Raw genomic sequence first — 22,619 nt, forward strand, 5'->3', positions numbered from 1 at the left:
TTACTGATACGTGAAGAGACTGTTGAAGCTTAATTTTTACTGCATTCTGTTACTTGCTTGTGTGCTTACCATGGCAGAGGTATCTGCACTTCCGCCCATTACCCGTTTAGGTATTGAGAAAGGGCTTTCGAACAATTCTGTGCGTGTTGTTTACCAGGATAAGAAAGGATTTATCTGGCTGGGCACATATGATGGGTTGAACCGTTATGATGGAAACGAGTTTAAAGTTTTCAGAAATAAACTGAACGACAGCGCATCGCTTCCACACAACTATATTTATTCAATACATGAAGATTCCGATAATAATTTGTGGGTTGGCACAGGGCAGGGTGTGGTAAAATACAATCACACTTATTCCAACTTTTCTGCATTATACGGTTATCCTTACCAGGCAACACAACCAGTAAAGGTGACCATCAATGCAACAGCAATTAAGTCGCATAATAATGGTTCGTTGCTGGTTGCAACAAACGGTTGGGGATTGCTGGTAAAACAAAAGAATGATCAATATGCAAGGGAAGTTCCGTTGCTGATCGGTAATCAAAAACACGATGGATATAATGTAAGAGATATTGTTGTTGATAAGAACAATGTGTGGTTGTTTGTTTCAGGAAGAGGACTTTGTCTGTATGATGCAAAACTTGGTAATGTAACATTGGTAAATGCTGATGTGAAGCAGGCTAACTGTATGTTACAAAACATAGCAGGCCAGATCTGGGTTGGTGGAGAAACGGGCTTGCATTTATACGATCCTGTTACAAATAAGTATGTCAAAAATTATACTGCCAGGGGCGGCGAGCTGAGTGGCCAGGATATCATCAGCATTTGCTTCGATAAACAAGACCAGCTTTGGATTGGAACCGATGGCGGTGCCATCAGTATTCTCAATACTGCAACAGGTGTTTTTTCATACATTACTTCAGGAGTGGAAAAAGACCAGGTTTCAAGCGAAGCAATTTATTCCATTATACGTGATAAGGAAAACCGTATGTGGATCGGAACCATCAAAGGAGGATGTAATGTGTTTGATGAGCAGAAGAATAATTTTGTAACGATAGCAAGCGACCCGCACAAGTCAAATACGCTTTCGGTCAATTTTATTTATTCGTTTTTTGAAGATAAGACCGGAGATATTTTTATTGGTACAGAAGGCGGAGGACTAAGCATCTGGAACCGTTCGACCAATACATTTAAAAATTACCGTCACCAGTCAGCGAATGCACCTTCTATCAGCCACAATATTGTTTCGAGTATTCTGCAGGATCATACAGGAGCATTGTGGATGGCAACTTATGGTGGAGGTATTAATCGTTTTAACAAAGCCACCGGCAGTTTCGAGCGGTTTCGTTGTATCAATGATATAACAGGTGAGGAAAACCGTAATGCATGGTTAATGTATGAGGACAAAGCAAAAACACTTTGGGCTACCACTTTCATTGATGGTCCTTTGTATTTTTTTGATCGTACTGTAAACCGGTTTTTAGTATTCGATCATCAAGTGAATGATCTTGTATCAATATTAGAAGATAGTAAAGGGCAAATGTGGGGAGGAAGCACCGTTTCGTTTATTCGTATCGATCGGAAAAATAAGCAACATAAATTTTATGACCTGGGCAAACCGGTTCGGGCAATTTTTGAAGACAGTAAAAAGAATTTATGGATCGGTCTTGAAGGTGGCGGTTTGGTTTTGTTTGATGCAGCGAAGGGTGTCATCAAAAAACGCTATTCATCGGCCGATGGGTTATGCAACAATGCTGTGCTGAATATTGAAGAAGATGCAAAAGGTTTTCTTTGGCTCAGTACGTTTAACGGTCTTTCAAGGTTCGATCCGGTTACAAGCAGGTTTAAAAATTTTTATGAAAGCGATGGATTGCAAAGCAGCCAGTTTTCTTACAATGCTTCTTACAAGTTGCGTTCAGGCGAAATGCTCTTTGGTGGTATAAACGGTTTCAATGTATTTGTTCCCGAAAAAATCAACAGTCGCACTTTTATGCCTCCGCTTCAGATCACGAATATTCTTATCAATAATAAAACAGCTTCAGAAGTAAGTACATATATAAAGGAGAAAAACTCAGGCATCTCAGAATTACGCATACCATTTAAAGAAGCAGTTCTTTTGTTTGAGTTTACAGCGTTGGAATATTCGTCGCCTGAAAAAATTTCGTATGCATATTATCTCGAAGGTTGGGATAAGGGTTGGAACTATTCAGGAAATATCCGCAACATCAACTATAATAACATCAGTGAAGGAACTTATAAGCTGCATATAAAAAATACAAATGCTAACGGCGATTGGAATACGGAAGAAGCAGTGTTGGCTATCACCATTCTGCCACCTTGGTACCGGAGCATTCTTGCGTACATAATCTATGCATTGATTGCCGGTTCAATCGTGTATTTATCGTATCGTTACAGGATCCAGCAGACAGATCTTAAGTATAAAGTAAAACTTGCACAGGTAAATGCAGAGAAAGAAAAGGAGGTGAATGAAAAACGCCAATCTTTCTTTACAAATATCACCCATGAGTTTCGAACACCGTTAACGCTCATCATCAATCCTGTAAAAGATCTGTTGAAGCGAGACGATAACAAAGAAGAAAAAGATGAATTGAATGCAGTATATCGTAATGCCCGCCGATTATTAAGTCTGGTTGATCAGTTGTTGTTGTTTAGAAAAACGGAGAGTGAAACAGGCAAGCTGCAGGTAACGGCAATTAACTTTTATGATCTCACACACGATGCCTACCTGTACTTTAAACAGCAGGCGAAAGCAAGACAAATTGATTATACGTTTGAATGCGAAAACAAATCATTGGAGTTGTTTGCAGATAAAGCAAAACTGGAAATTGTATTTTATAATCTCTTGTCCAATGCTTTTAAATACACACCTGACAAAGGCAAGATCGTTTTCAGTATAAAAGAAGAGAATAATTCTGTCCTGATCAAGATTTCAGATAGCGGCCAGGGTATACCTGCGAATATTGGTAACAGGATATTCGATAAGTTTTACCAGGTAAGTGAAGACAATGTGCGTGCCAAACCCGGTTTTGGCATTGGCTTATACCTTGTAAAGAAGTTAGTGGAAGATCATCATGGTTCTATTCATTACAACAGTAAAGAAGGAGAGGGGACGAGCTTTGTTGTTGGGTTGAAAAAAGGAAAAGTACACTTTGGCAAAGTTGCTATTCAGGAATTTACTTCCTTACAGGAAAACCTGCTGCTGGAAGAGATCAGTGCAGGTATGGAACCAATGATTGCTGTAAAGAAGCCAGGTACAGATGGGTTAGAGTCGATTGTAAGTGAAAAACTTTCGATACTGATAACCGATGATAATGAGCAGTTACGTAGTTACCTGGTGCAAGTCTTTCAGGGAGCTTTTATTGTTTATGAAGCCAAAACTGCAGAAGAAGGGCTGAAGATGGCTAAGCAGGTGTTGCCGGATGTGATCATCAGCGATATGGTGATGGGCGAAATGTCGGGCATCGATTTTTGTAAGATCGTAAAAGAAACCCCGGCGTTGAATCATATACCTTTTATATTAATAACCGGAAGCTTCTCGCCTGAAACGAAGCTGAAAGCAATTGAAGCCGGGGCCGATGACTATATTACCAAGCCTTTTGAAAAGGACATGTTGGTGGCAAGGGTGCAAAGCCTCATCAAAAAACAGGAAAATCTTCAGAAATACTTTTATAACGAGATCACCCATCAGCAAAACACACTCAATATTTCCGGTGAGTATAAGGAGTTCCTGGAAGCCTGTATTGCTGCCGTTGAGAAAAATCTCGACCGGGATGAGTTCAATATCCAGGCGCTGGCCACAGAGATGGGTATGAGCCACAGCAAACTCTACAAAAAGATCAAGACCATTTCAGGCCAAAGTGCCAACGCCTTTATCAGGTTCATCAGGTTGCGGAAAGCTGCGGAGCTATTCATCAACTCCGATTACAATGTGAATGAAACGGCATTTTATGTGGGCATCAAAGACATTAAATACTTCCGTGAACAGTTCGCCAAAACCTTCGGCATGAAGCCATCCGAGTACATCGAAAAGTATCGGAAGAACCTCGGCAAAAATTACAAACTCAACGAAAAGGTGAAAAAGGACTAATCTCAACGTCATTATTTCCGCTATACGCTATTAGCTGTTTTTCTTTCAATCTTATCCTCGCTTCCTGCCTTTTACCCCCGCTTTTAGGGGCGAAATCCGAGTTTACCCCCTTTTTGTACCACAGAATCCCCCGTTTACCCCCTCTTTCACAAGTAATTTTAGTCCAGCTATTTCAATAATTCGATTGCTAATTAAATAACTGCTGTATGCGATTGTTCAACCTGAGATTCCTTAGCCACTTTAGGAACAGACAAAAGCGATGCTCCATCGCTGTGCCAAGCAACCCTCATTTTCTTTTTCATAAGCCCTTAAACCCTTCGATTATGACTATGTTACCAAAACGGGCGACATTGCTATGTTCATTCCTATTTATAATAGGTATGGGAACATTTGCCCAAACTGCTGAGAAAAAAGACAGTCTTCCCCAAAAGCCGCCGGTACAACTGATTTATACCAGCGCCAAGCCTCACTTAACTGCAACTTCCACAGAAGCATTGTATTCAAAAGACATTTTAAAATCGCCGGTTACCAGCGTTAAGAGTACACTCACCGGTCGCATGGCTGGTTTGTATTCGTTCCAGGCTTCCGGTCAGCCGGGGGCAGACGGCGCTTCGGTTTCACTTCGTGGCCTTGATCCATTGGTGATCATTGATGGAGTGGTGGCCAATCTGTCCATCTTCAACCTGGATGATGTTGAAAGTGTAACGCTGCAAAAAGATGCCCTTAGCTCAGCTATGATGGGTGTTCGTGGAAGTAACGGTGCATTACTCATTACTACGAGAAAAGGAAAGCCGCAAACACAAAGCATTTCTTTTACGGTACAAACAAGTTTTCAAAAACCATTGGGTGCACCAAAAACATTGAATGCTTATGATTACGCATCCTTATATAATGAAGCATTGACAAATGATGGTTTGCCTTTGCGTTATACGCAGGCCGATCTGGATGCATTTAAAAATGGTACCGATCCATACGGTCATCCAAATGTTAACTGGAGAGATGAGGTAATAAAGTCCAGTTCACGTTTCGATCGCTATTCATTAAATGCATCGGGTGGTAATGGCTTTGCCCGTTACTATGTTTCATTAGAGCATGTTAATCAAACCGGATTTTTTGTAACATCCGATCAGAATAAATACAATACCAACAATAATTTTAAAACCTATGTTATCCGCAGCAATGTTGATATCAATGTAAACAAATCGCTGAGTGGTGGTATTTATTTGTTGGGACGTATACTGAGTGGTACAGAACCAGGTAGTACAACCGGTTCAATATTGGGTGCGTTGGTAAATACGCCTAACAATTCATATCCTGTTTATAACCCGAATGGTTCTTTTGGTGGTACAAATCTGTTCCAGAATAATATTATGGCTCAAACCATTGGTTCAGGTTACCGCTTAAATTATAAGCGTGATATGCTGGCCAACTTCTACCTCAAACAAAAACTCGATGCTGTTACACCGGGTTTATGGGTACAGGTAAAAACAGCCTTCAATGCAAATTTGTCTGAAGATATTAACCGTAGCAAATCATTTGCGGTTTATCAACTGATCACTACCACAACTCCTGCAACCTACAATCTGTATGGTGTAAATGGTGCACAGGCAAATGGCAACGGTATCGTTTACCAGGGACGCAGTAATTATGCAGAACTTTCAGTTGGCTACGATAGAGTTTTTGGCGAAAAGCATGGTGTGAATGCATTGGTACTTGCTAATAACGATAACAGTGTTAATGGTGGCGATCTGCCTTACACCATCAGTGGCATATCCGGCCGTTTTGCTTACAACTTCAAAGAGAAGTATGTGGTTGAAGCTGCGTTTGGTTATAATGGTTCAAACCGTTATCCGCCACAAGGTGATTTTAAGCGTGCCTTTTTTCCTGCTGTTGGTTTAGCATGGAATATGGATCGTGAAGAATTTCTTGCTTCTTCTAACTTTATAAGCCGTTTAAAACTTTATGGCTCGTTGGGTAAAACAGGTTGGGATGATCCCGGTTATTTTACTTACTACCAACGTTTCTTTGATGCAAGCAGCGTGTTCTTTGGAACATCTGCAGGTTCACAAACAGCAATCACTGAACAGCCTTTGGCAAATCCGAATATTGATTTTGAAAAAGCGAATAAATTCAATGCAGGTGTTGATGCTGCTTTCTTAAATGATCGCTTAACATTCTCGGTTGAATATTTTAATAATAAGTATTACGATCTGTTACAGATCCGTGGCCGCAGCACTACTATTCTTGGCAACGATTATCCGAGAGAAAACATTGGTACCAACCGTTATACTGGCGCTGAGTTTAAATTAGGCTGGCAGGAAAAAACATCCGGCGGGCTGCAATACTTTGCTTTGTTGAACACAAGTTTACTGCGTACCAAAGTGATCTTTGCAGATGAAGTTTATCGTCCATATTACTGGATGAAACGTACAGGTTCAGCAGTTGGTCAAACATTTGGTTATTTAGCTGATGGATTTTTTCAAACACAACAAGAGATCAATGGCAGTGCAACTACTGTTGGGTATACTCCTCAACCTGGTGATATTAAATACATCGATCTGAACAGAGATGGTGTGATCGATCAGTTTGATGTTACGCAGATCGGTAGAAAGTTTGCACCACTGTTGTTTTTTGGTTTGTCTTTAGGTGCAGAGTACAAAGGTTTCGATTTCAGTGCACTTATTCAGGGTGTAACCAATCGTGATGTATATGTTGGTGGTTCAAGCATCTGGGCATTTCAGAACAATGGTTTTGGACAGGCATACGAAAACAATCTTGATCGTTGGACACCTGCAACTGCTGCAACAGCAACATACCCTCGTTTAAATATTGGCAGCAACGGTAACAATCATGCACAATCTTCTTTCTGGTTACGCAATGGCGATTATGTTCGCTTAAAACAAATTGAACTTGGTTATAGTGTTCCTGAGGTTTGGTTAAAACGAATCAAGCTCGACAATATCCGTCTTTTTGCAAGAGGATACAATCTCTTTACATTAAAATCAAAAGAGTTGGATGACCGTGATCCTGAAGTGATCAGTGCATTCAGTTATCCCATGCAACGCCTGTTCAACTTTGGCATAAACATTAAACTGTAATACTCTGCTATATGAAAAAAAGAAATTTATTTTTAAAAGGCGCTCTTTGCAGTCTGCTGCTGGTAATGCTTTTTACCAACAGTTGCAAAAAAATTGAAACAGTACCAAAAGATTGGTTTGGTTCTGATCTTGTATTTGATACATTGGATCGTCTTGGTACAGTTGCCGCATTCAATCTGAATGATCTTTACAATTATATTCCCGGTGGCTTTGCCCGCATCGGTGGTGATTTTTTAGATGCAGCAAGTGGTGATGCAATACCAAGCCGAAACAATACAGTGGTGGAGTATTATACCAACCGCCGTGTGAGTGTGGTGAGTAACCCCGACCCATATTGGGCAAACAGCTACGCCGGTATTCGAAGAACAAATATTTTCATGAAGAACATCAACAATGTACCCATTGTTGAAACCGATGCAACAACAATTGCCAACGCAAAACTTACACGCCAGTATTGGAGAGCAGAAGCACGTTTCATTCGTGTACTCATGTATTTTGAATTACTGAAACGTTATGGAGGTGTACCGCTTATCGGTGATAAAGTGTTTACACTTGATGATAATCTGCAGATACCACGTAATACGTTTGAGCAGTGCGTAAATTATATTGTAACTGAATGCGATGCTGTAAAAGACAGTTTGCGCAGAGAAAACATGCCTGATGGCGATTGGGGAAGAGTGCAGCGGGGTGCAGCCATTGCCTTGAAATGTCGTGTGTTACTGTATGCTGCCAGCCCATTATTCAATGGTGGTGGGTTAGAAACTGATCCTGTGAAAAAAGTACTAAGCGGTTATCTTAACTACGATGCAACCCGTTGGAATGCTGTGATCGCTGCCGCTGAAGAATTACGTAGCATTGGTTTTTATAAATTGAACGATGCAGGTACGCCAAACTTTTTTGCTGCAACGTTTACTACAAAACGAAATGCTGAAATTATTCTTGCAAAACAAAGTTCTAACAACACAAGTTTAGAAAATACACAGGCACCTGTTGGTTTTGCAGGTACAGCAACAAGCCAGGGGCTTACAAGTCCAACACAAAATTTTGTAGATGCATTTCCTATGCTGAATGGATTACAACCATTTAATGCCGATGGAACAATCAATGTTGCTTCAGGCTATAGTGCAAGCAATCCATACGCAAACCGTGACCCACGTTTAGACGTAACAGTGTTTCGTAATGGATATGCCTGGTTAGGAAGAACAGTAGAAACATTTGAAGGAGGCAGAGACAAGCCTAACACATCTGTTACTGCCGTGCAAACAAAAACAGGTTACTACCTGCGTAAGTTTCTTGGAAATTTTCCAACAGGTTCAACTTACTCCAATCAAAGTCACAACTTCCCGATTTTTCGTTATGCTGAAACATTGTTGAATTATGCTGAGGCGTTGAATGAAGTAGGACGTGTTGAAGATGCGGTAACGCAGATCGGTCTCATCAGAAGAAGAGCCGGTATAACAGCCGGTGCTAATTCAAGATATGGTATCAGGGTTGGCATTACGCAAGATGAAATGCGCCAGGTCATTCGCAATGAGCGCCGGATTGAATTAGCATTTGAAGAACATCGTTTCTGGGATATACGCAGATGGAAAACAGGAGCTGTTGATCTTGCCGCACCGGTATATGGTATGAAGATCACAAGAAACGGTTCAACACTCACTTACGAGAAAGTGCAGTTAGGTGTGTTGCAGTTTGATCCAAAACTGTATCACATGCCCATCCCTTATGATGAAATGATCAAGAATACAACGCTTATTCAAAACCAGGGATGGTAATCATTCAAACTAACAGCTTAAACTAAGTACAATGAAAAAATTAATTTATATACTCTTTATTCAACTCCTTGCAATGGCACAATTGCAGGCGCAGAACAGAGTTATTACAGGTGTTGTTACAGATTCTGCCGGCCCTGTAGCAGGAGCAAGTGTTGTTGAAAAAAATCTTACGAGCAACGGGACTGTTACCGGCGCTAACGGACGATTTACAATTACACTGAAAGGGAAAAGCAACACACTTATTATAACGGGTGTAGGTTATTTAGAAATGCAGGTGCCTGTAGCCGATCGTTCTGATGTAAGCGTTACACTTTCTCCTGATGCAGGCGGACTCGAAGATGTCGTGATCGTTGGTTATGCAAAACAAAAGAAAGTAACATCAACCGGTTCGGTTAGTAGTGTTGCAGGTAAAGAACTTAGAGATAATCCATCTGCAAGTTTGCAGAATACATTAGCAGGCCGTTTGCCTGGTTTCTTCTCGGTGCAACCTTCCGGTCGTCCCGGTGCAGATGGTGCACAGTTTTTTATTCGTGGACAAAGTTCCTATAACAACGGATCAAATTCACCTTTGATCATTGTAGATGATATTGAATTCAGCTATGATCAGTTTGCACGAATTGATCCAAATGAAATTGAATCATTAAGTATTTTAAAAGATGCATCTACAACCGCTGTGTATGGTGTAAAAGGTGCAAATGGTGTTGTGATCATTACAACAAGAAGAGGTAAGATAGGTGCGCCAAAAATTTCTGCACGTTTGGAAACAAGTATGCAGCAGCCTACACGTATTCCGAAATATCTGAATGCTTACGAAACGGCTTCGTTATATAACCAGGCGCAGATGAATGATAACAAAGTGAATCCGGTTGTTGGATTTACGCCACGTTTTTCGCAAGCCGATCTTGATCATTATAAAAACGGGACAGATCCTTACGGTCATCCTTCGGTTGACTGGTACAGTACTTTGTTCAAGCAGTTCAGCAAACAATACAGGGCTAATTTCGATATCAGCGGTGGTACAGAACGTGTAAAATACTTTGTGTCACTTGGTGGTTTGTTCCAGGATGGTATGGTAAAGAATTTCAGCAAGTCGCAGGATGTGAATGGTAACTACTATCATATGCGTTACAACTATCGTAGTAACCTCGATATTAAAGTGACGAATACAACAGATCTGCGTTTAGATCTTTACGGTAATATCGGAGAGATCAATACACCAAACGTTGGTAGTGCATTTGGTTATAACGATGTGTTTTATGAATACAGCAGCTTTTATTCTTTGGCTCCGTTTGCATATCCGGTATATAACCCTGACGGAACATACGGCTATAGTACATGGCAGGTGAACGGTGGTTATAATAACGCTGCCTATAATACGAACAATGTTGTAGGTCGTTTAACGATGTATGGTTACAATCGTAACTATGAAAATAATATCAACTTAATTACAACTGCAACGCAAAAGCTAAACTTCATTACAAAGGGGCTTTCCTTAAAAGCTACAATAGCTTACGCAAGCAGTTATGGTTACTCAAGAAGTATGACAAGGGATCAGTTTCCTTCCTTTATTCCTGCTTATGATTCTGCTACTTCTTCTTACAAATACTCGCCAAGAGATCCGAACGTATACCGAGTACGTCGTTTCTTTAGTGGATATGGTGCAGGTTCAACCATCCGTACATTAACTGTGCAGGGTATTTTGAATTATGACAGAACCTTTGGTAAACATCATCTGTATGGTCTTGCTCTTGTTAGCCAGGGTACTGATCTTCGTTTCAGTTCAAACGCTGTTTACAATTTTATACCAAACAATTATCGTGGCTTTACCGGCCGTGTTGGATATAACTATAAAGAGAAATACCTCGTTGAGTTTAATACAGCTTATAACGGCTCAGATCGTTTTGCAAAAGAAAATCGTTTTGGTTTGTTCCCTGCTGCATCTGTTGGCTGGAATATTTCAAAAGAAGATTTCCTGAAGAATGCAATGCGTAATGTAAACAACCTGAAGATCCGTGCATCTTATGGTTTGGTGGGTAACGACAAGCTTGGTAGTGGATTTAACTATTACTATTTGCCAACATGGAGTAATTCAGGTTCAATCAACTTCGGTACTGTAAGTAACAACTTTAACGGCATCCGTGAAGGAACATTGGGCAACGACCAGGTAACGTGGGAGAAAGAAAAGAAAATGGACATTGGTTTAGACTTCGGTTTGTTTGGAAATAAATTCTTCGGCACCATTGAGTATTTCAAAAACCAACGTTATGATATCTTAACAACAAGAGGAACCGTATCTGCGGTAATTGGTCAGGGATTGCCACCGGTTAATCTTGGTATTGTTGATAACGCAGGTTATGAAATTGAATTGAATTACAATGGTAAGATCGGTCGTGATTTTCAGTATCGTTTAAAAGGAACATACTCTGTTGCAAAAAATAAAATCATTTTCCAGGACGAACCTAAATTCGCCAACGCTTACCAGGCATATACAGGTCACAGTATTGGTATGCAGCGTGTGTATCGCTGGATCGGATATTATCAGGATAGTGCAGATGTCGCCAACAGTCCTAAGACCGCACAGCAGGCTTATCCAGGCGATCTGAAATATGCTGATCTGAACAAGGATGGTAAGATCGATGGTTTCGATCAGGAAGTAACAGGTTATTCAAACGTGCCTAATACGACCTACGGTTTCCAGATCGGGTTCAGCTACAAAGGGTTTTCAGTGAACACGTTCTTCCAGGGCGCAATGAACTTTAATGTAAGAGCGGTAGCAGAAGCCATTCGTCCATTCTCATCTAACCTGCAGGAAATTCATAAATATTCATGGACACCGGAGTTAGGTAACAATGCACGTTTCCCAAGATTAACATTAGGTGCAGGTGTGAGTGATGCACTTGGTTTTCCATCAACTTTCTATTTTATATCCGGAAATTACCTGCGTTTAAAAACAACAGAGATCGCTTATACCATTCCTCAAAAATTCACAAAGCGTTTGAAAGTGGATAATATCCGTGTTTACTCAAATGCTTACAACCTTTTTACATGGACAAAGCTTGACAAGTTGTATGAATTCGATCCGGAGATCAGTACCAATACTGATCGTACGATCTATCCACCACAACGTACCGTGAACTTTGGTTTAAGCATTACTTTTTAATTCATTCCGAAATCATTAAGATATGAAGAAGATACTTTTTTTACTCGTTCTGCTTTCAGGCTTACAGGCTTGTAAAAAGCAAAATGCGTTTCTCGATGGGCAAGCGATCTCACTCAGTGAAGAACTTGTATTTACTGACAGTGCAAGAACGATGGCTTTTTTAACGGGCATCTATTCTGATATTGCTTTCAGTTTTAACAAAGGACGTTGGGATTCGCATGGTAATACTGAACAGGCAACAGATGATGCTGAGTACACACTGTCAGGTGTTGCACAGATCGCTGTTATTTTATACAACGGTTCTATTTCACCAACAACCTATAATACAAGAGGTATTGTGGGTGATTTCTGGAATACTCCGTATACCAATATCAGGCGGGTAAATTTGTTGCTTTCAAAACTTCCTTCAACCCCGCTTTCTGCTTCGTTGCAATCAAGGGTGAAAGGAGAAATATTGTTTTTACGTGCATGGTATTACACGCAATTGATGATCGCTTACGGAGGTGTTCCTGTCGTGGGCGATAAAGTGTATGCGAAAGATGACCTCATTAATTTACCAAGAGAAACTTTTGCAAATACAGTAAAATATATTTCAGAAGAATTAGATAAAGCGGCTGCGTTATTATCCGCTGTTTATCCTGATGATATTGACTATGGCCGTGTAACAAAAGGTGCATGTCTTGCATTGAAATCAAGAGCATTGTTATATGCAGCAAGTCCATTGTTTAATGGAGGATGTATTATTCCCGGTCATCCTGCTGAAGCAATTGTAAGTTATCCTGCTGCAAGCACAACCTACTGGCAGGCTGCTGCTGATGCTGCACAGGCAGTGATCAACATGGGTACTTACTCATTAGTGGTTGATAATGCTACAAAGCCCGGCTATGGTTTTTATAGTGTGTTTTTACAACGTGTAAATCCGGAATACATTTTTGGATACTATCGCCCTGCAAACAGAGATTTCGAAGGCTTTTACAACCCCCGTACAAGAGGCGGCAGCACAAACCGTTCATTACCTACACAGGACCTGGTTGATTGTTTCCCAATGAAGAATGGTTTACAACCGTTGAATCCTGATGGAACAGTAAATGCTGCATCAGGCTATAGCGCAACCAATCCTTATGTAAACCGTGATCCCCGGTTTAACAACTCTATTATCTTTAATGGGTCAAGTTATTTCAATGCATCAGGTGGTTTGTCACCCGTGTATACTTTTGTAAATGGTTCAGGAACTATTCCTACGCCCGTTGCAACACAGGATGCATTTGATGTTGGTACAACTACAGGTTATTTCAGTCGCAAAATGTGCGACTCTATGATCAGTGCAAACAGCAGTGCCAATACAAACAGGGCATGGCCATTGATCCGTTATGCCGAAATTTTATTGAACTATGCTGAAGCGATCAATGAGACCGGTCAAACAAACCTTGCATATCCTAAACTGATTGAATTAAGACAGCGTGCAGGCATTGACCCGGGTCCCGGTAATTTATATGGCTTGAAGGATGCCATGACAAAAGAAGAAATGCGTGAAGTGATCCGTAATGAAAGAAGAATTGAATTGGCTTTTGAAGATCACCGTTGGCATGATATACGTCGTTGGAAAATTGCCATGGTGACCAATAACAAATTTAACAACGTGATGAAGATTACAAAAAATTCAAACGGCACTTATACGTTCGAGAGAAGATCATCTATCCGTCGTCATAACTTCCGTCCTGAAATGTATTTGATGCCATTGCCTGATGCAGAGATCAACAAGATGCCGGCCATGTTACAAAACCCCGGTTGGTAAAAATAAACTCGTGTTCATGTTGAGGAAAAATTGTGTTTTGGTTTTATGGTCGCTTATGCTGTTACATTTTTCAGTAACGGCACAAACATCATTTAATACTGCAGTAACTGTTACTGAAGTTGGTAAAGGATGGGCGGGCAATTCCATTAACACAGTCGTGTTTCGCAAGAACTCGTTAGCATCTTACAAGCAAACACAGTTTATCAGTTATTACGATGCCGATGGATTTGTGGTACTGGGTAAACGAACCATTGGTGACAATAATTGGCAGTTAAAACGTACTGTATACAAAGGCAATATTAAAGATGCACATAACAGCATCAGTATCGCCATCGATGGAGATGGTTATGTGCACATGGCATGGGATCATCATGGTAATGCATTGCGTTATGTAAAGAGTAAAGAGCCATTGTCGCTCGAATTAACAGAGAAAATGCCAATGACTGGCAAGGACGAAAACAAAGTAAGTTATCCTGAGTTTTATAAAATGCCGAATGGTAATCTCTTGTTCTTTTACAGGGATGGAGCTTCTGGTAATGGGAACATAGTATTGAATAAATACGATGTGCAACAAAAACAGTGGAGCCGTTTGCAAACCAATTTGATTGATGGTGAAAACAAACGCAATGCGTATTGGCAGGCTTGTGTTGATGTAAAAGGCGCCATTCATCTTTCATGGGTTTGGCGTGAGAGCCCCGATGTAGCTAGTAATCATGATATGAGTTATGCTGTATCAAAAGATGGCGGTGCTACATGGAAGAGATCAACCGGTGAAAAATATACTTTGCCGATTACGTTGGCAACAGCAGAAAAAGTATTGACCATTCCGCAGAAAAGCGAATTAATCAATCAAACATCAATGAGCGCTGATGCAAACGGTAATCCCATCATCGCTGGTTATTGGAACGACAAGAATGGTATTCCGCAATATCATATTATTTATAGAACAAAGAAGAAGTGGGCAGTAAAAGATCTTGCATTCAGAACAACTGATTTCAGTTTAAGTGGAGCAGGTACAAAGAAAATTCCGATATCACGACCACAAATCATTTGTATTGAAGCAGGTAAGATAAAAAGTGCAGCCCTTATTTTCCGTGATGAAGAGCGTGGCAACAAAGTGTCGATTGCTTATGGCGAACTCAATATCAAATCAACATGGAAACTTGCTGATCTCTTACAAACAAGTACAGGTTCATGGGAGCCTTCTTATGATACAGAGTTGTGGAAGGAACAAAAGCAGTTGCATTTGTTTGTGCAGAATGTACAGCAAGGCGATGGTGAAGGCGTATTAACCGTAGAGTCGCAACCGGTGCGTGTTGTAGAGTGGATGCCGCTTGCTACAAAAAAACAAGCCGAAGTAATTGCGAAGAAGAACGAGTTGTTACAAGTAATACAAACTGTGAACAATTACTGGCAAAAGGCAAACCCTGTTCATGGGCTTGCTTTCTGGGATAATGCAGCTTACCATACCGGTAATATGGAAGCGTATGCTCTCACAAAGAATGAAGCTTATAAGAATTATTCTGAAGCATGGGCCATCAAAAATGAGTGGAAAGGAGCGAAGAGTAATAACAAGGCCGAGTGGAAATTCAACTATGGTGAGAAAGATGATTATGTGTTGTTTGGTGATTGGCAGATATGTTTTCAAACTTATATCGATCTCTACAATCTGCAACCCGAAGAAATAAAAGTAGCCCGTGCAAAAGAAGTGATGAGTTACCAGGTGAGCACTGAAGAAAATAAATACTGGTGGTGGGCCGATGGTTTATACATGGTGATGCCGGTAATGACGAAGATGTATAAACTCACAGGGGATAAGATTTATCTCGATAAACTCTACGAGTATTATACCTACGCCAACAGCATTATGTATGATGCGGAGGAGAAGATCTACTACCGAGATGCGAAGTATGTATATCCCAAGCATAAAAGCGCCAATGGTAAAAAAGATTTCTGGGCAAGAGGTAATGGTTGGGTGTTTGCAGGTTTGGCAAAAGTGTTGCAAGACTTGCCAAAAGATGATGCACACCGCAACGAGTACGTAGAAAAATTTAAAGGCATGGCTGCTGCATTAAAAAAACAGCAGCAGTCAGAAGGCTATTGGACAAGAAGCATACTCGATACTGCACATGCACCCGGTTATGAAACAAGCGGAACTGCATTTTTTACTTACGCTTATCTGTGGGGAATGAACAACGGTTATTTGAACAAAGCAGAATACGAATCAACAGCATTAAAAGGGTGGAGCTATTTAAAAAATATCGCCATGCAGCCCGATGGTAAAATTGGTTATGTGCAACCAATTGGCGAAAGGGCTATTCCCGGACAAGTGGTTGATAAGAATTCTACTGCCAACTTCGGCGTAGGTGCATTCTTATTGGCAGCTTGTGAGATGGTTCGTTTCGCCGAAGCAAAAAAATAATTAAACGAGCAATTTCATATCAGCAGTTAATCAATAACCGGCTGTTTCTACAACCGGTTTCTTAAAACAGTAAATCAAAAAGTATTAAATCGATAATATGTACAGCAGAGTAGTTAGTCTATGCATAGCAGCAGTGCTGCTTTTTATCAGCAATGTTTTTTCACAAAGCACAACAAACGATTGGGAAAATCCACAGTTGCTTGATGTAAACAAAGAAATACCGCATGCACCCTTTATGTTGTTCGAATCACAACAGGATGTTATTGCAGATGATTATAGTAAGTCACAGTATCATCAATCGCTCAACGGCACCTGGAAATTTACTTATGTAGATAAACATGCAAACCGCATCAAAGATTTTTATCGCACCGATCTTAACAGCAGTGACTGGAAAGATATTGCAGTTCCTTCCAATTGGGAGTTGCAAGGTTTCGGAATTCCGATTTATACAAATATTGTATACCCATACCCAAAGAATCCTCCTTTTATCGGCGAGAATAATCCTGTAGGTACTTACCGGAAAGAGTTTACGGTTCCTGAAAACTGGAGTGGTAACGAAGTGTTTTTGCATTTTGGTTCAATCACCGGCTGTGCATTTGTGTATGTGAACGGACAAAAAGTGGGCATGACCAAAGCGTCGAAGACTGCTGCTGAATTTAACATCACAAAATATTTACAAAAAGGAAAGAACCTGTTGGCGGTACAGGTGTTCCGCTGGCATGATGGAAGTTACCTGGAAGATCAGGACTTTTGGCGTTTAAGCGGAATAGAACGTGATGTGTTTTTGTTCGCCATGCCAAAAGGAACTGTTTGGGATTTTTATCTGAAAGCAGATCTCGATACGCAATATAAAAATGGTTTGTTTAGTGCCGATGTTGATCTTCGCCAGTTTGCCGGCAACAAAATCAGTACGGGTGTATTGACTGTTGCATTGATTGATAAGCAAGGGAAGAAAGTGTTTTCGCAAAGTAAAAATTATGTGTTGGGTACAGACAGTGTGAAAACTGTTTCATTTTCCGGCAACATAAAAAATGTATTGAAGTGGACCGGTGAAACACCCAATTTGTACGATTGTATTATTACAAATGCAAACGGAACAGGTGTTGCGTTTGCAACCTATACTGGCGCTAAAGTTGGTTTCAGAAAAGTAGAGATAAAGAATGCGCAACTGCTCGTAAATGGTATGGCTATTGAAGTGCATGGTGTAAACCGTCATGAACATGATGATGTTACAGGGCATGCAACTTCAAAAGAACTGATGCTGAAAGACATCCGGTTGATGAAACAGTTTAATGTAAATGCTGTTCGTTTATCGCATTATCCCAACGATCCGCTGTGGTATAAACTATGCGATGAATATGGCTTGTACCTGGTGGATGAAGCGAATATAGAAACGCATGGAATGGGAGCCGAGTTCCAGGGATGGATTGATAAATCGAAGCATCCTGCTTACTTACCCGAATGGGCAGCAGCACATTTAGATCGTATGGAGCGCATGGTGGAACGGGATAAAAATCATGCTTCCATCATCATCTGGAGTTTAGGTAACGAATGTGGTAATGGTCAGGTTTTTCATGATGGTTATAAATGGATCAAAGAAAGAGATAAAACACGTCCTGTGCAATTTGAGCAGGCTGGCGAAGATTGGAATACAGATATTGTTTGTCCGATGTATCCGAGGATAAGTGATATGAAACGTTATGCGGAAAGCAAAACAAAAACACGTCCGTACATCATGTGTGAATATTCGCATGCGATGGGCAACAGTAACGGTAATTTCCAGGAATATTTCGATATCATCCGCAACAGTCCGCATATGCAGGGAGGTTTCATCTGGGATTGGGTTGATCAGGGTTATAAACAAAGAGATAAAAACGGAAATGTATTTTGGGCTTATGGTGGTGATCTTGGCAGTTATAATTTGCACAACGATGAAAACTTTTGTTCAAATGGTTTGATTGCTGCTAACCGTACTCCACACCCGGGTTTATTCGAAGTAAAGAAAGTGTACCAGGATATTCTATTCTCAACAAAAGATATCGGTACAGGTGTTATTAACATAAGTAACCGTTTCAATTTTACAAATCTCAAAGAATATGATTTTGCCTGGACGTTAACAAAAAACGGAACGGTGGTTTATACGGGTTCATTTAATGTTGATGCTGCCCCTCACACAAATAAGGAAGTAAAGCTTGCGTTGCCTGCAGATAAATTAGTGGAGGCAGGTGAATATTTTATAAGTGTATACGCAAATATTTCTGCAAGAAGTACAACTGAAATGTTGCCGGTGGCACATGAAATAGCACGGGAGCAATTCAAATTGAGCGGCGATTACTTTACAAATCGTAAACCTGTGACAGGAAATTTGCAGGTAAAGAATGAAAACGGGAAGTTGAGTTTTTCAGCAGGTAATGTAACAGGTGAAATTGATTTGAAAACTGGTGTGGTAAGAAATTACCGTATAAAAGATGGTATGCAGTTAAGTCGTTTTCCTGAACCCTATTTCTGGCGTGCACCAACCGATAATGATTTTGGCAGCGGCATGCCTGCAAATCTCGGTATCTGGCGCTCGGCACATCAAACAAAAAAAGTGAAGAGTGTAATTGCAGATGAGCAAACAAAAGAGGGTGTGGCAATAAAAGTAGAATACGAATTAACAGGTATAGCAGTTCCTTATACCATTGAGTATTTTATACAGAACGATGGCAGTATTAAACTAACGGCAAGTATGGATATGAGCGGAAGAGACCTGCCTGAGTTGCCACGTTTTGGTATGCGTATGCAATTGCCGCCTATGTTCGACAGTTTACAATACTATGGTCGTGGACCATGGGAGAATTACAGCGATCGTAAAACATCTTCGTTCGTCGGATTATATAATGGTAATGTAAAGGATCAGTTTACATCTAACTATATCCGTCCGCAGGAGAATGGGTACAAAACAGATGTACGTTGGATGTCGCTCACCAATAATAACGGACGAGGTTTGTTGATCGAAGGTGTGCAGCCTATTTGTTTCAGTGCGTTGCCTTATGCAACAGAAAGTATGGATCCCGGTATGACGAAGAAACAACAGCACCCAAGTGATTTGCGTCCGGATAATAATGTATATCTGCAAATAGATTACAAACAACGTGGTGTTGGTGGTGATGATAGTTGGGGTGCATTGCCTCATCCTGAATATCGTTTAACAGAAAAGAAGTACAGTTATAGTTATATCATTCGTTTATTGAATTAAAGTTCATGATCGTACAGAATATTAAATTCCTTTTTTTGTTATTGCTCATTGGGGCATGCAACAGACATACAGCAGTAAAAACGAAACAAACAACTGTTACGCCAGATGGTTATACATTAGTGTGGGCAGATGAGTTTAACAGTAGTGGCAAACCCGATTCAGCGAACTGGAATTATGAATATGGGTTTGTGCGCAATGAAGAGTTACAATGGTATCAACCAGAGAATGCAAGTGTTGGAAATGGTTTGTTGCTGATCGAAGCAAGGAAAGAAGAAAAACCAAATCCCGGTTACAAAGAAAACAGCAGAAGCTGGCGTACAAACAGGCCAACCATTCAGTACACTTCTTCCTGTTTACTAACAAGAGGAAAGCAAAGCTGGTTGTATGGTCGTTTTGAATTGCGTGCAAAGATCGGCATCAGTAAGGGTATGTGGCCCGCATGGTGGACATTGGGAATTGATAAAGGTTGGCCGGGCAATGGCGAGATCGATATTATGGAATATTACCGGGGGATGTTGCTGGCGAATATTGCTTGCTTAGGCAGTGATCGTAAAGCGCAATGGTTCAGCAATACATTTAAAACAGATTCATTAGGCGGAGAGGCTTGGGCAAGTAAATTTCATGTTTGGCGAATGGATTGGACAGAAGAGTTTATTGCATTGTATTGCGATGAGCAGTTGTTGAATAAAGTAACTTTAGATAAGTTAATGAATAAGGATGGCAGCGGCTTTAATCCCTTCAAACAAAAGCATTACATGTTGCTGAATCTCGCCATGGGTGGAATGAATGGCGGAGATATTACAGGAACAACCTTCCCGCAGAAATTTGAAATAGATTACGTTCGGGTTTACCAGAAGAAATAATCAAGTATGAATGTGACTTACAGTACGAGAATAGTAGCGATGTTTTGCGCAGTTGTTTTATATGCAGGCGTCGCCTCTGCACAATACAACGCTTACCTGTTCACTTATTTTACCGGTAATGCAAAAGCTGATGAACAGATCAAGTTCGCCATCAGTAAAGATGGCTATAATTTTCGTGCATTGAACGGTAATAAGCCGGTTATTCAATCTTCGACAATCAGTGAAACTGGTGGTGTGCGTGATCCGCATATTCTTCGTGGTGCCGATGGTAAAACATTTTACATGGTGGTAACCGATATGGTTTCTGCGAATGGATGGAACTCCAACAGAGCAATGGTGTTGCTCAAGTCAACTGATCTGATCAACTGGTCGTCGAGCGTCATCAATATGCAAAAACGTTTTGCTGGCAACGATAGTTTGTTGCGTGTATGGGCACCACAAACCATTTATGATCCAAAGGCGAAGAAGTATATGATCTATTGGTCGATGAAGCATGGCAAAGGTGCTGATATCATTTACTATGCCTATGCAAATGCTTCGTTCACCGATCTGGAAACAGAACCCAAGCAATTGTTCTTCAGCCCAACAAATGGTTCATGCATTGATGGTGATATTATTTTTAAAGATGGTAAATATCATCTCTTCTTTAAAACAGAAGGCGAAGGTGCAGGAATAAAAATAGCAGTATCAGATAAGTTAACAGAAGGGTATGTGTTGCAGGATAAATATGTGCAGCAAACAAAAGATCCGGTTGAAGGTGCAGGTGTATTTAAACTGAACAATGGCGAAGGATATATTTTGATGTATGATGTGTACACAAAAGGGAAGTATCAATTCACAAAAACCAAAGATCTGAAAACATTTACGGTGATTGACCAGGAAGTAACCATGAACTTTCATCCACGGCATGGAACTGTAATGCCAATTACATCTGCAGAAGCAGAACGTTTGATGAAGAAGTGGGGAGCAGCAGAAGATGTGCTTGGAAATGCTGCATCAAAACAAATCAAGAAGATCAACACAAGAGTTGATACAGTTAACAAAACAGTTTATCTCTCCGTAAAAACGGGTACAAATCTCAAAGCATTTGATCCTGCGTTCAGGTTATTGCCTGCAACAACTGTTTCGCCTGTAACGCCACAGGATTTTTCGAAAGGCGCTGTAAAGTATGTGGTGAGCATTAAAGGACAGCAACCGCAAACATGGAAAGTAGTTGCGCAGGAAAATCACAACCCTGTACTCGAAGGTTACTTTGCCGATCCGGATGTGTTGTATTCGCAGAAAACAAAAAAGTATTATATCTATCCAACAAGTGATGGGTTTGATGGATGGTCAGGAACTTATTTCAAAGCTTTTTCATCAACTGATCTGGTAAGCTGGAAAGATGAAGGCGTGATCCTTGATCTTCTTAAAGATGTAAGCTGGGCCAAACGTAATGCATGGGCGCCTTGTATTATTGAAAAGAAATTAAACGGGCAGTACAAATACTTTTATTATTTCACTGCGGCACAAAAAATTGGTGTTGCTGTTGCCGATGATCCTGCAGGTCCATTTAAAGATATGGGCAAAGCATTGATCGATAAAAAACCTGAAGGCGTTAGAGGCGGACAGGAAATTGATCCCGAAGTGTTCACTGATCCAAAAACAGGTAAGAGCTATTTGTATTGGGGTAACGGCTATATGGCTGTTGCAGAATTAAATGAAGATATGATTTCGCTGAAACCAGAAACCTTGGCGACGATCAAAGTTGACAGAACATTTCGTGAAGGAACAACTGTTTTCTTCCGCAACGGTTTGTATTATTTTATGTGGAGCGAAGATGACACGAGAAGTGAAAACTATCGTGTGCGTTACGGCACTTCCACATCGCCGTTAGGACCAATTACTATCCCTGCAGATAATTTAGTAATTGCAAAAGATCCTTCAACCGGTATCTATGGTACGGGACATAACTCTATTCTGCAAATTCCAGGTAAAGACGAGTGGTATATTGTATATCATCGTTTCAATTATCCAAAAGGAATTACCATGGGCAGTGCTGCCGGTTTTAACCGTGAAGTTTGTATTGATAAAATGGAGTTTAATCCGGATGGCAGTATTAAGTTGGTGAAGCCTACACATGCGGGTGTGAAACCCATTCAGTAACTTCAGGCAATTAAA

9 protein-coding genes are annotated in these 22,619 nt (G+C 40.5%); all 9 read left to right on the forward strand.

The window, feature by feature from the left end:
• The first annotated feature begins 10 nt into the window (after window positions 1–10).
• Window positions 11–4,108, forward strand: coding sequence for a hybrid sensor histidine kinase/response regulator transcription factor (locus H4075_RS08765; RefSeq protein WP_182805999.1), 4,098 nt, complete (start codon window positions 11–13; stop codon window positions 4,106–4,108).
• 380 nt (window positions 4,109–4,488) lie between these two features.
• Window positions 4,489–7,206: a SusC/RagA family TonB-linked outer membrane protein gene (locus H4075_RS08770; RefSeq protein WP_182806000.1), complete on the forward strand. Its 2,718-nt coding sequence runs from the start codon at window positions 4,489–4,491 to the stop codon at window positions 7,204–7,206.
• Between the two features lie 11 nt (window positions 7,207–7,217).
• On the forward strand, window positions 7,218–8,981 hold the full coding sequence (locus tag H4075_RS08775) for a RagB/SusD family nutrient uptake outer membrane protein (protein ID WP_182806002.1): 1,764 nt from the start codon (window positions 7,218–7,220) through the stop codon (window positions 8,979–8,981).
• 31 nt (window positions 8,982–9,012) lie between these two features.
• Complete coding sequence (locus H4075_RS08780) at window positions 9,013–12,141, forward strand: SusC/RagA family TonB-linked outer membrane protein (protein WP_182806004.1); 3,129 nt, start codon at window positions 9,013–9,015, stop codon at window positions 12,139–12,141.
• 22 nt (window positions 12,142–12,163) lie between these two features.
• Entirely contained in the window at window positions 12,164–13,936 is a 1,773-nt protein-coding gene (locus tag H4075_RS08785; RefSeq protein WP_182806006.1) for a RagB/SusD family nutrient uptake outer membrane protein, read from the forward strand.
• A gap of 16 nt (window positions 13,937–13,952) precedes the next feature.
• Window positions 13,953–16,358 carry a BNR-4 repeat-containing protein gene (locus H4075_RS21605; RefSeq protein ID WP_220494918.1) on the forward strand — a complete coding sequence of 802 codons (2,406 nt, stop codon included), beginning with the start codon at window positions 13,953–13,955 and terminating at the stop codon, window positions 16,356–16,358.
• Between the two features lie 97 nt (window positions 16,359–16,455).
• Window positions 16,456–19,596, forward strand: a complete 3,141-nt coding sequence (locus tag H4075_RS08800; RefSeq protein WP_182806007.1) for a glycoside hydrolase family 2 TIM barrel-domain containing protein — start codon at window positions 16,456–16,458, stop codon at window positions 19,594–19,596.
• A 5-nt stretch (window positions 19,597–19,601) separates the two neighbouring features.
• Window positions 19,602–20,459: a glycoside hydrolase family 16 protein gene (locus tag H4075_RS08805; protein WP_182806009.1), complete on the forward strand. Its 858-nt coding sequence runs from the start codon at window positions 19,602–19,604 to the stop codon at window positions 20,457–20,459.
• 6 nt (window positions 20,460–20,465) lie between these two features.
• Window positions 20,466–22,604 (forward strand): family 43 glycosylhydrolase, encoded by a 2,139-nt coding sequence (locus tag H4075_RS08810; protein WP_182806011.1) that lies wholly within the window; start codon window positions 20,466–20,468, stop codon window positions 22,602–22,604.
• Window positions 22,605–22,619: the final 15 nt, after the last annotated feature.

Origin of the sequence: Lacibacter sediminis, from assembly GCF_014168535.1 — a bacterium.
GTDB classification, from domain to species: Bacteria; Bacteroidota; Bacteroidia; order Chitinophagales; family Chitinophagaceae; genus Lacibacter; species Lacibacter sediminis.